This window comes from Streptomyces sp. NBC_01454 (assembly GCF_036227565.1).
Taxonomy (GTDB): Bacteria; Actinomycetota; Actinomycetes; order Streptomycetales; family Streptomycetaceae; genus Streptomyces.
The window spans coordinates 512,282-523,780 of record NZ_CP109460.1 but is presented as its reverse complement, the minus strand read 5'-3'; the positions used below and the strand labels follow the sequence as shown (position 1 = coordinate 523,780).

At 73.4% G+C, this 11,499-nt stretch carries 11 protein-coding genes; 8 read left to right on the top strand and 3 right to left on the bottom strand.

Annotated elements, in window-relative coordinates; genetic code table 11:
• Window positions 1-37 precede the first annotated feature (37 nt).
• Genes OIU81_RS01840 through hypE form a run of 3 tightly spaced genes read left to right on the top strand, consistent with a single transcriptional unit; the run spans window position 38 to window position 2,611 of the window.
• Complete coding sequence (locus OIU81_RS01840; RefSeq protein WP_329142399.1) at window positions 38-388, top strand: HypC/HybG/HupF family hydrogenase formation chaperone; 351 nt, start codon at window positions 38-40, stop codon at window positions 386-388.
• A complete protein-coding gene (gene hypD, locus OIU81_RS01835) occupies window positions 385-1,509 on the top strand; it encodes a hydrogenase formation protein HypD (protein ID WP_329142398.1) in 1,125 nt (374 codons plus the stop codon). The genes OIU81_RS01840 and hypD overlap by 4 nt, the downstream gene beginning before the upstream one ends.
• On the top strand, window positions 1,502-2,611 hold the full coding sequence (gene hypE, locus OIU81_RS01830) for a hydrogenase expression/formation protein HypE (RefSeq protein WP_443073892.1): 1,110 nt from the start codon (window positions 1,502-1,504) through the stop codon (window positions 2,609-2,611). The genes hypD and hypE overlap by 8 nt, the downstream gene beginning before the upstream one ends.
• 63 nt (window positions 2,612-2,674) lie before the next feature.
• On the opposite strand, the gene efeB is transcribed toward hypE, so the two are convergent.
• Window positions 2,675-3,934, bottom strand: coding sequence for an iron uptake transporter deferrochelatase/peroxidase subunit (gene efeB / locus OIU81_RS01825; RefSeq protein ID WP_329142397.1), 1,260 nt, complete (start codon window positions 3,932-3,934; stop codon window positions 2,675-2,677).
• 292 nt (window positions 3,935-4,226) lie between these two features.
• On the opposite strand from efeB, the gene OIU81_RS01820 reads away from it, so the two are divergent.
• Complete coding sequence (locus OIU81_RS01820; RefSeq protein WP_329142396.1) at window positions 4,227-4,676, top strand: acyl-CoA carboxylase epsilon subunit; 450 nt, start codon at window positions 4,227-4,229, stop codon at window positions 4,674-4,676.
• A gap of 97 nt (window positions 4,677-4,773) precedes the next feature.
• Here the strand turns inward: OIU81_RS01820 and OIU81_RS01815 are convergent, their stop codons facing one another.
• Window positions 4,774-5,028: a hypothetical protein gene (locus tag OIU81_RS01815; protein ID WP_329142395.1), complete on the bottom strand. Its 255-nt coding sequence runs from the start codon at window positions 5,026-5,028 to the stop codon at window positions 4,774-4,776.
• 139 nt (window positions 5,029-5,167) lie between these two features.
• Window positions 5,168-6,574 carry an MFS transporter gene (locus OIU81_RS01810; protein WP_329142394.1) on the bottom strand — a complete coding sequence of 469 codons (1,407 nt, stop codon included), beginning with the start codon at window positions 6,572-6,574 and terminating at the stop codon, window positions 5,168-5,170.
• A gap of 150 nt (window positions 6,575-6,724) precedes the next feature.
• Here OIU81_RS01810 and OIU81_RS01805 point away from each other — a divergent pair, with 150 nt between their 5' ends.
• The 4 genes from OIU81_RS01805 (at window position 6,725) to OIU81_RS01790 (ending at window position 11,466) form a co-directional block, all read left to right on the top strand.
• Window positions 6,725-7,456, top strand: a complete 732-nt coding sequence (locus OIU81_RS01805) for an ArsR/SmtB family transcription factor (protein WP_329142393.1) — start codon at window positions 6,725-6,727, stop codon at window positions 7,454-7,456.
• Between the two features lie 260 nt (window positions 7,457-7,716).
• Window positions 7,717-9,363: an APC family permease gene (locus tag OIU81_RS01800; RefSeq protein WP_443073891.1), complete on the top strand. Its 1,647-nt coding sequence runs from the start codon at window positions 7,717-7,719 to the stop codon at window positions 9,361-9,363.
• A 203-nt stretch (window positions 9,364-9,566) separates the two neighbouring features.
• On the top strand, window positions 9,567-10,400 hold the full coding sequence (locus OIU81_RS01795; RefSeq protein WP_329142392.1) for a PP2C family protein-serine/threonine phosphatase: 834 nt from the start codon (window positions 9,567-9,569) through the stop codon (window positions 10,398-10,400).
• Window positions 10,401-10,482: 82 nt separating this feature from the next.
• Window positions 10,483-11,466 carry an MASE1 domain-containing protein gene (locus OIU81_RS01790; RefSeq protein ID WP_329142390.1) on the top strand — a complete coding sequence of 328 codons (984 nt, stop codon included), beginning with the start codon at window positions 10,483-10,485 and terminating at the stop codon, window positions 11,464-11,466.
• The last annotated feature ends 33 nt before the right edge of the window (window positions 11,467-11,499 follow it).

Sequence of the window (11,499 nt, the reverse complement as noted above, 5' to 3'; positions counted from 1 at the left end):
GAGGCAGACGCAACGCACCCATGACGAGGAGAGGCCCATGTGCCTGGCGGTACCCGGCAAGGTATTGGACATCGAGGAACGGGACGGCACCCGCATGGCCACCGTCGATTTCGGCGGGGTGGTCAAGGAGGTGTGCCTGGAGTACGTCCCCGATCTGCGGGTCGGCGAGTACGCCATCGTCCATGTCGGCTTCGCACTGCAGCGACTGGACGAGGAATCCGCCCGGCACACCCTCGCCCTGTTCGAGGAACTGGGCCTGCTGCAGGAGGAGTTCGGCGACCCCTGGGAGGCGGCTGCCGCCTCCCAGGGCGGTGACGGGGCAGTCGCCGCGGCCGGCGGTGCACCGGCGGCCGCGCTCGGAGACGGCGTGACGGAGGCGAGCCGGTGAAGTACCTCGACGAATTCCAGGACCCCCAGCTGGCCCGCCGGCTGCTCGACGAGATCCGGGCCACGGTGACCCGGCCCTGGGCCCTGATGGAGGTCTGCGGCGGCCAGACCCACACCATCATCCGCCACGGCATCGACCAACTGCTGCCCGACAACGTGGAGTTGATCCACGGACCGGGCTGCCCGGTGTGTGTGACGCCGCTGGAGGTCATCGACAAGGCGCTGGAGATCGCCTCCCGCCCCGACGTGATCTTCTGTTCCTTCGGCGACATGCTCCGGGTGCCCGGCAGTGACCGCGATCTGTTCCAGGTGCGCAGCCACGGCGGCGACGTACGCGTCGTCTACTCCCCGCTCGACGCCCTGAAGATCGCCCAGCAGAATCCGCACCGCGAGGTGGTGTTCTTCGGCATCGGCTTCGAAACCACCGCACCGCCGAACGCCATGACGGTGCATCAGGCCCGCAAGCTCGGCATCCCCAACTTCAGCCTGCTGGTCTCGCACGTCCGGGTGCCGCCCGCCATCGAAGCGATCATGACGTCGCCCAGCTGCCGGGTCCAGGCCTTCCTGGCCGCCGGCCACGTGTGCAGCGTGATGGGCACCCAGGAGTACCCGGAGCTGGCCGAACGGTTCCGGGTGCCGATCGTGGTGACCGGCTTCGAGCCCTTGGACATCCTGGAGGGCATCCGCCGCACCGTGCGCCAGCTGGAGCGCGGCGAGCACACCGTCGACAACGCCTATCCGCGCGCCGTACGCCCCGAGGGCAACCCGGCGGCCCAGGCCATGCTCGCCGATGTCTTCGAGGTCACCGACCGCGCCTGGCGCGGGATCGGCACCATTGCGGCCAGCGGCTGGCGGCTCTCGGAGCGCTACCGCGCATACGACGCCGAGTACCGCTTCTCCGTCGACGGCATCACCACGCGTGAACCCGCCGCCTGCCGCAGCGGGGAGGTCCTCCAGGGGCTGATCAAGCCGCATGAGTGCGAGGCCTTCGGCGCCACCTGCACCCCGCGCAGCCCGCTCGGCGCCACCATGGTCTCCAGCGAGGGCGCCTGCGCCGCCTACTACCTCTACCGCCGACTCGGCACCCCGTCCACCCCGCAGGAGGCGAGCCCCGTTGCCTGACACCACCCGATCCGCCCACGGAGCCCCCACCCCGGCCGACCGCGGCCTGCCCACCGTCGACATCTCCGGCTGGACCTGCCCCACCCCGGTCCGCGACCAGCCCCGGGTCGTCATGGGGCACGGCGGTGGCGGCGCGCTGTCCGCCGAACTCGTCCAGCAGATCTTCGCCCCGGCCTTCGGCGGCGAGATCCTCGCCCAGCTCGGCGACTCCGCGGCGGTCTCCCTCGGCGGCGTACGCCTGGCGTTCTCCACCGACTCCTACGTCGTGCGGCCGCTGTTCTTCCCGGGCGGCTGTATCGGCGATCTCGCCGTCAACGGCACGGTCAACGACCTCGCCATGAGCGGCGCCAGGGCCGCCTATCTCTCCTGCGGCTTCATCCTGGAGGAAGGCGTCGAGATGCCGGTGGTCGCCGGGGTCGCCGACGCCATGGGCGTGGCCGCGCGGGCGGCCGGTGTCGAGGTGGCCACCGGCGACACCAAGGTCGTCGAGGCCGGCCACGGCGACGGCGTCTACCTCAACACCGCCGGCATCGGACTGATCCCGGCGGGCGTCGATCTGCGGCCGCAGCGTGTCGTCCCCGGCGACGTGGTGATCGTCAGCGGTGACATCGGCCTGCACGGCGTGGCGATCATGAGTGTGCGGGAGGGCCTGGAATTCGGCGTGGAGATCGAGAGCGACTGCGCGGCACTCGGCGGCCTCGTCGAGACCATGCTCGCCGTCACCCCCGATCTGCATGTGCTGCGCGACCCCACCCGGGGCGGACTGGCCGCGGCGCTGTGCGAGATCGCCACCGCCTCCTGTACCGGCATCGTCATCGAGGAACGCGCCGTACCCGTCCCCTCGGCCGTCGCCAACGCCTGCGCGATCCTCGGCCTGGACCCGATGTACGTCGCCAACGAGGGCAAGCTCGTGGCGTTCGTCCCGCGTGCCCACGCCGACGCCGTACTGGACGCGATGCGTGCGCACCCGCTGGGCGCCGGCGCCGCGGTCATCGGCGAGACCGTCGAGACCCACCCCGGCATGGTCGTCGCCCGCACCCCGCTGGGCGGCACCCGGGTGGTCGATCTGCCGCTGGGCGAGCAGCTGCCGCGGATCTGCTGAGGGGCGGTCGCACGGTGGCGGTGCCCCGGCGTCACAGGCGCCGGGGCACCGCCACCGCTTCGCTCAGATCTTCTCCAGCAGCCGGGAGCCGAACCAGTCGTCGGCGTCCCGCACCCCGGGCAGGTTGAAGAAGTAGCCGCCCCCGATGGGGGTGACGAACTCGGACAGCGGCTCGTGCCGCAGGCGCCGCTGCACCGTCGCGAACTGCCGCTCCGGGTTCTGCTGGTAGCCGCAGAAGACCAGCCCGAGGTCCATCTTCCCGCTGCGGTCGAAACCGGCGTCATAGTTGTAACTACGGCGCAGAAAGCGGGAGTTGTCGGTCTTCTCGGTGCGGGGGTTGGCCAGCCGGATGTGGGAGTCGAGCGGGATCTTCTTGCCGTTGGGATCGTCGTGGTAGCGCGGCACATCCCTCTCGTTCCGGCCGTCGAGGGGGGCACCGCTCGCCTTGCGCCGGCCGAAGATCCGCTCCTGGCGGTCCACCGGCAGCTTGTCCCACTTCTCGACGTGAAAGCGGATCAGACGCAGCACCTGATAGCTGCCGCCCAGGGCCCACTCCGGCTCGCCGCAGGGCGGGGTCACCCACATCAGCCGGTCCATCTCCCGGGCCGATCCGGTGTCCGGGTTGACGATCCCGTCCTTGAAGCCGATGAAGGTACGGGGCGACCCCGAGGGCCGCGAGGGGTTGAGGAAGGCGTCCGCGCGCCAGCGGGGCCGCAGCAGCCCCTCCGTCTCACGGGTCAGATCGCGCAGCACATGGACGATCGCGTCGGGGTGCTGGGCGCAGATCTGCAGCGACAGATCACCGTGGCAGCGGGCCGGCTCCAGCCGGTCGTCGGGGAAGGCCGGCATGGCCTTGAGATGCCGGGGCTTGTGCCCGGAGAGCCCGAACCGGTCGTCGAAGAGGGAGGCGCCGACCCCGACGGTGATGGTCAGCGAGTCGGGGGTCGGGGCCTCCTTGGCGACCAGCTCGTCCTGCGGCTTCACCCCCGCCGCCAGGATGCGTGACCGCTTGGTGAGCCGCTGCAACAGCTCGCTCAGGCGCTCCCGGTTCTCGGCCAGCACATCGAAGCCGACGAACCCGGCGAAGAGCTGCTGCGGAGTCACGATGCCGGCCTGGTGCTGCCCGTGGAAGGCGATCCGGTCGGGCAGCTGCGGGTCCTCGCGCAGGGCGGTTGCCGGCCGGGACGCGGGGACGGCGGCGGCCTCCCCGCCGAGTCCCACGGCGGCCGCCGCACCCGCCATCCCCGCCGCGCACTTCAAAAAGCCCCGGCGCCCCTCGTCCCGCGTCGGCGCACGCCCGTCGTCGGCCTGGTCACGTCTCATCGTCCCGCCATCCTGACTGCGTCATCCGGCAGCCGCGTGCCTGCACATCCCTGGCCGCGATGCTCGTCGCCCGGGGTGCGAGGGCCGGGAGCAACACGGTCCCGGCCCCGGATATCACGCCTGGGACCGCGGCGGGGTCGTCCGAATGGCGCAGGCGGGGCGCCCCCCGCGCGACACCGCCCCGGAGCGCTCGTAGCGTCGGGACGGTGACCTGTCCGCACGCGGCACCAGCGCGACGCCGGGGCGGCCCGTCATGCGCCACGCACCGTCGCCTAGCCCATGGACCCCAGACATGAGCACCACCACGGACGCGAGCACCGTCACCGGCGAGGCCGGACCCGTCGGCACGGACGTCTCCACCGTCGCCGGCCCCCTCATCGCTGCCACCGCCCCCCTCGTGGAGCACCCACCCACCGCCGCGGGCACGGCCACCGTCGGTGCGGGCACTCCCACGGTCGAGCGCACGCCCCGTGACGGGAGCCCGGCCGCCGGCATCGCCGTGCCGCCCGCCGACGGCTGTCCGGTGCCCGAGGAGGTGCCCGAGTCCTGGCTGCGCATCGAGAAGGGCAGTGCCGGGCCGGAAGAGATCGCCGCCCTCAGCGTCGTGCTGTGCGAGCGGATCGCCGCGCTGCGCGCCCTCGCCGCGCCCGTCGACGCGGACGAACGGCCCGCCGGCCGGCTCCACGCACGGCGTCACCGCCCCCACCGGTCGGCCTGCTGGTCGGGCTGCTGGAGCTGCTGAACGGGCGTGGCCGTGGCGGGTCTTGGGGCACTCCCGGGCTCCCCGGCGGACGGTTCCCGCGGGCCGGCCGTCCGCTCCCGGACCGTCCGTCGGCCGGTCAGCCGAAGAGGGCCAGCAGGACCGCCCCCACGGCGACCGCGACCGCGCCGATGACGAACCCGGCGATCACCTTCCGCTGCCAGGACGACAGCGCGCCACCGCGCAGCGCGCTCCCCATCCGGCCGTACTGGTCGACTCGTCCCATGGGCGTCAGCGGATCCGTCGGCCCCTGCGGCATGCCCTGCGTCCAGTCGGGACCGGGCTGCGGATACCGGCGGCGCCAGTCCTCGTTCTCCCGCCACGGCAGTGTCATACGTCCGCTCCTCGCCTCGTTACAGCATGCCCGGGGACGCCGGCACTCCCGTGTGCCGATGCGGCCTCCCCGGGCGACTCCTACCCCGCCCCGGCGAAAGATGCCTACGGGCCTGCCGGTGCGGACGCCGGGCGCGTGGTCACCCCCGGTCCGCCGCGCCCGCCCGGCCGCTGCCCGGGATCCGGCGTGCGGCGAGCGCCGCCGCGGTGAGGAAGCCCGCGGCGCCGATCAGCACCGAGAGATGCAGGCCCGGTACGAGCCCGGGGGCCACCAGCGTGCCGAAGAGCGCGACGCCCAGGGCGCTGCCGGTCTGCCGTGCGGCGTTGAACACCGCGGCCGCCACGCCACCGCGTTCGCCGGGCGCGGCCTCCATCACCGCCGCGGTCGAGGCCGGCATGGTCAGCGCGGTACCGAAACCGACGCAGGCCATGGGGGCCGCCAGCGCGGCCCAGGGCGTGTCCGGGCCCGCCGCCAGCCAGCCGAGGAGCCCGGCCGCGCCCACCAGCAGCCCGGCCACCATGGGCAGCCGCGGTCCGGTGCGCGCCGTGAGCCGTCCGGCCAGCGCGGAGCCGAGGGCCACCACTCCCACGGCCGGCAGCAGCGCACAGCCCGTGCGCAGTGCGCTGTAGTGGTGCACCTGCTGGAAGTACAGCGGGGCGAGGAACAGCAGCCCGTAGAAACCCGCGTTGAGCAGGACGCCGATGACCGCGGAGGCCGAGAAGGCGCGGACGCGGAAGAGCGCGAGCGGCAGCATCGGCGCCCGGGCACGCCGCTCCAGGACCAGGAACGCGAGGGCTCCGCACACGGAGGCCGCGAAGGCGCCGAGAACGGCCGGACGGGTCCAGCCCAGCGCCCCGGCCTCGATGCACCCCGTGGCCAGGGCGGCCAGCGCCACCGCCGCCGCGGCCTGCGCCGGCAGGTCCAGGCCGCGGCGGGCGCGGCCGGCGGGGGAGTGCGGTACGTGACGCACGGTCAGGAGCAGCGCGGCGAGGCCGACGGGCAGATTGAGGAGGAAGACCGACCGCCAGCCGAGACCGGTGACCAGCACGCCGCCCAGGACCGGCCCGGCCCCGGCGGCCAGGCCCGCGACGGTGCCCCAGACGCCGAACGCCCGGGCGCGCGCGGCCCGTTCGGGATACGCCGTCCGCAGCAGCGCCAGCGAAGCCGGCACCATCAGCGCCGCCCCCAGGCCCTGCACCAGCCGCGCCACGACCAGCACCGTGACGGTGGGGGCGAGTGCGCACCCCGCGGAGGCGAGGGTGAACACCAGCAGCCCGCCCAGGAACACCGCCTTGCCGCCCAGCCGGTCGCCGAGCCCGCCGCAGAACAGCAACAGCCCCGCGCACACCACGGTGTAGCCGTCCACCACCCACTGGAGTCCGGTCACCCCGGCGTGCAGGGAGGTGCCGATCACCGGGAGGGCCACCGTGACGACGGTGACGTCCAGAATGACCATGAAGTAGCCCAGGCAGAGGGCCACCAGCGGCAGTGTCGGGCTCCGGCTCGTGGTCCGTGGGGGCGCGGCGGGCGGGCAGATCGTCGGCATACGGCCAGTGTCGAGCCGGGTCGGTACGGCGGCGGCCGAAGCGTGCTCGCCGTACGGGACCCGGGTGGGAGCCGGGGGGAGCCGGGGGGCGGGACCCGTACGGCGACCTTTCGCTGTCTGCCGAAGCATCCCCGGCGTACCGTCGAAATCATGGATGTGCGCAGCGAAGCCGATATAGCCCAGGTCGCGGCGGTGATCGGCGACCCCTCCCGGGCCAGGGTGCTGCTGGCGCTGGCCGGCGGCGGTGCGCTGCCGGCCAGCGCCCTGGCCGCCGAGGCCGGCGTCAGCAACTCCACCATCAGCGGACATCTCGCCAAGCTCCTCGACGCCCGGCTGCTGACCGTCGAACTCGACGGCCGCCACCGCTACTACCGGCTCGCCACGACGGACGTCGCCCGCGCCCTGGAACAACTCGCCCTGATCGCCCGCCCGCTGCCGGTCCGCTCGCTGAACGCCGACACCCGCGCCAAGGCCCTGCTGCGCGCCCGGCTCTGCTACGACCACCTCGCGGGCCGGCTGGGCGTCGCCGTGATGAGCGCCCTCCAGGTGCAGGGCATCCTCACCGCCGAGCCGGCCGGGGACGACGCCGTCGATCCCGCCGACCCCGTCTACGTGCTCACCCCGCACGGCCACACGGAGCTGACCGCCTTCGGTGTCGACACCGAACGGCTCCCGCGCCGCCGGGCGTCCGTCCGCTACTGCGTCGACTGGGCGGAGCGGCGCCACCACCTCGCCGGCGGGCTCGGTGCCGCGCTCACCGCTCGGATGTTCGCCCTGGAGTGGCTCCGCCACGGGAAGTACCGCCGCGTCGTCCACCTCACCGAGGCCGGCCGGGCGGGGCTGGCGGCGACCTTCGGCATTCCGGCGGATCGGCTGGCGTGAGTGCCGCCGCGGTCCGCTGCGGTCCGCCGGGTGTCGCTCGCCATATGAATTCTTTGTGTCGGCTGCGCCCCGCGCGGCCGTGCGCTCCCGCGTTCCCCTGCGTCCGGTCGCTGCCCTCCCGGCCGGACGCCGCACGCTCCGGCGCCGTGGCGGCACGCCGTGTGGAGGAAGTGTCCGCTGGTGGAGCGGGACATTTCCGCTCGCCGCCGGTCGAGTAGGGTCCGGCGAGCCGGAACAGTGAATCAAGGAGGCCGTTTTCCGTGACGGAGCGTCAGGTATCAGCCGGGGGAGAGGGCGCCGGCGCGCCGGAAGTGCAGGCGCAGGAGCGCCGATTGCGCCGTGACCTGGGCTTCTGGGGGCTGACGGGCATCGGCTTCTCCAATATCGTCGGCTCCGGCTGGCTGTTCGCCGCCATGTACGCGGCACAGACCGCCGGCCCCGCCGCACTGCTGTCCTGGGTGGGCGCCGGCGTGCTGTGCGCACTGGTCGCCCTGGTGATGATCGAGCTCGGCGCGTCCCGGCCGGAGGGCGGCGGCACGGTCCGCTGGCCGCTGTTCGCCAGCGGCCGGCTCGTCGGCACCCTCATCGGCTGGTCCACGCTGCTGTCGGTGGGCGGCACCGCGGCCGAGATCAGCGCGATCATGCAGTACGCCGCGCACTACCTCCCGGGCCTCTACAACGGCCACACCCTCACCCTCTCCGGGCTGGCCCTGGCCGCCGGGCTCAGCGTGCTGCTGACGGTGCTGAACTGGTTCGCGGTGCGGATGTTCGCCACGCTCAACAACCTGGTCTCGGTGTTCAAGATCGTCGTCCCGGTGGTCACCGTGATCGCGCTGATCGCCTCGGGCTGGCACTCCGGCCGGCTGACGGACCACGGCGGATTCGCGCCGTACGGCTATGTCGCCTGCCTGACCGCGCTGGCCGGCGGCGGCATCGTCTACTCCGTCAACGGCTTCCAGGCGCCGCTGGACTTCTCCGGCGAGACCCGCAACCCCCGCCGGACCATCCCCGGCGCCGTCCTCAGCGGGATCGGCCTCGCCGTCCTGATGTACCTGGCCCTGCAGCTGGCGTTCCTCTTCACCGTCCCGGAGAACCTGCTCGGCCACGGCTGGCAGGGGGTCTCCTTCGACTCGCCGTTCGGACAGCTCGCCCTGATCCTCAACCTGCACTGGCTGTCCAGCCTGCTCTACGCGGACGCGGTGGTCTCGCCCGGCGGCTCGGCGTACGTGGGCGTGGCGATCGACGCCCGGCACACCTACGCGCTCGCCAAGAACGGCACCATTCCCCGGTACTTCATGAAGGTCAACCAGCGGTTCGGCATCCCGCGCCGGGCCCTGGTGATCAACCTCGTCGTCATCGTGGTCTTCCTGCTGCCGTTCGGCGGCTGGCAGGACATCGTCAGCGTCATGGGCGACATGTATCTGCTGATCTACGCCGCCTCCGCGGTCGCGGTCGCCGTCTTCCGCGCCGAGCCGGGCGGCCACACCGCGGGCTGGGTCCCGGGGCTGCGCTGGATCGCGCCGCTCAGCTTCGTGGTGTCCAGCGAGTTCGTCTACTGGTCGGGCTGGCAGGACCTGCGGCTCGCGCTGCCGCTCGTCCTCGGCGGCCTGCTGATCTTCCTGGCCATGCGCCGCCCCGCCGCCCGGGCCGACCAGGACGCCCCGGAGGCCGACGGCGCCGGCCCGCGCCGCCCGCTCGGTGCCGAACTCCGCACCGGCGCCTGGCTGGTGGTCTACCTCGTCGCCCTGACGCTGCTCTCCTGGCTGGGCACCTTCGAGGGCTCCGGCCGGCTGCCCGCCCCGTACGACTCCCTCACCGTCGCCGCCCTCGCGCTCGCGGTCTTCTTCTGGGCGGTACGGTCCGGCGTCCGGCATCTGCAGGCACCCCGCGCGGCGGCCACCGCCTGAGCCCGGCGCGGGACCGGCCGTCCGGCGGGAGTGCGCCCCGCCGGACGGCCGTCAAGCGGAAGTCGGACCGCAGAAATAAGATGAACCCGGAAAGGCGGACCCCCCAGGGGTCCCCATGAAGCCAGGTCAGACGGCCCACGCGGAGCACCGCACGGAGTGTGGCCCCGCGGCGGCTCCTGCACCGACGCACCTTGGAGCGATCCATGCTGCGGCGTCGTCCCCCGCGGTCCGCGAGCGCCGACGATCTGCTGACCACGCTCGGCCGGCTGACCGCCCAGGCGCGGGAGGGCGCCGAGAAGCAGCGGGCCCGGGTGGAGCTGGCCGAGGCGCTCCAGCACGACATGCTGCCGACCGTCCTGCCCGTGGTACCGGGCCTGCGCGCCGCCGCCACGTACGCCCCCGCCCGGCACGGACTGGACATCGGGGGCGACTGGTACGACGGCTTCCCGCTGCCCGACGGCTCGCTCGCCTTCTGCATCGGCGATGTGCAGGGGCACGACGTCGAGGCGGCCGCCTTCATGGGCCAGATCCGCTTCGGGCTGCGCGCCGTCGCCGTCCACGCCCCCGACCCGGGGGAGGTGCTGAGGCGGGCCAACGACCTGCTGCTCTCGGTCGACTGCGGGCTCTTCGCGACCTGCACCTTCGTCCGCTTCGACCCGGTCGCCTGGGAGCTGTCCAGCGCCCGGGCCGGTCATGTGCCCGGCATCTGGGCCACCACCGACGGCCGGCACGGCCTCGCCGACGACCCCGGGGGCCTGCCGCTCGGCATCGTCGCGGGGGAGGACTATCCGGTGACCCGCCGGCGGTTCACCACGGCGGGCGCATTCGTCCTGCTCACCGACGGGGTGGTCGAGGGGCCCTCGTTCCCGATCGAGGCCGGGCTGGCTCAGGTGACCCGGCTGGTCAGCGCCAATGCCGGCGGCGACCCGGCCACGGTGGCCGACGTGGCGATGAGCGTGGCCGAATTCACCGGGCACACCGACGACTCCGCGGTGATCGTGCTGCGCTTCGACGCGGCGGCGCCCAGAGCCGGGTGAAGCGCGGGCCGGGCGTGTGGCCGGAGCGCACGGCCGCGTGTCGCGGCCGGTGCCCGGCCACCGGCGTTGTCTGATGGCCGGTGTGGTGCGCACCGAGGAACTCCGCCGTCTCGCACCGGTAGCCCTGACGATCCTTGTCCTCGCCGGCGTCTACTACGCCTCCGCACGGATCGGCCTGCTGGAGCAGGTGGTGATCGCCGGTGCCCAGGTCACGCCGCTCTGGCCGCCCACGGGCATCTCGCTGAGCTGTCTGCTCCTGCTGGGCCTGCGGACCTGGCCCGGCATCGCGCTCGGCACCCTCCTGGTCGTCGCCTCGATCAGCGATCTCCAGGTCTCCGTCATCGGCATCATGGCGGGCAACACCCTGGCCCCGGTGTGCGCCTACTGGATGCTGCGCAGGGTGGGCTTTCGCACCGCACTCGACCGGCTGCGCGACGGGGTGGCGCTGGTCGCCCTCGGCGCGTTCGCCGGAATGCTGATCAGCGCCACGGTGGGCACCGGGACGCTTCTCCTGAGCGGGGTGCTGCCGGCCGGCGGCTTCTGGAAGACCTGGGCGGCGTGGTGGGTGGGCGACGCGATGGGCATCCTCGTCGTCACCCCGCTGCTCCTCGCCTGCCGTACGCTCCGCCGGCCCCGGGACGTACCCGGCTACCGGTGGGCCGAGGCGGCGATCCTGCTGACCGCCTCGGTCGTGGTCACGTATGTGGCGGTCACCAGTGAACTCTCGCTGCTGTTCCTGGTCTTTCCGCTGATCGTGTGGGCGGCGCTGCGTTTCCAGCTGGCGGGCGCGGCCCCGATCGTGCTGCTGGTGTCCGTCCTGGCCATCACGGCGGCGAACGGCCGCCGGGGACCGTTCCGGGGACAGAGTCTGCTGGAGGCGATGATCAACCTCCAGGCCCTCAACGCGTCCGCGGCGCTCACCGCGCTGCTGCTGTCGGCGGTCATCGCCGAGCAGTACAGCATCCGCCACAAGATCGAGTACGCCTGCCGGGAACTCGCGGAGGTCGTCGACCGCCTCGCGCCGGGGGAGACCCGGCGCCGCTGGCCCCCGGAGAACGACCACTGAACGGCCCGCGCCCGGCACGGCACCGGCCCGCTC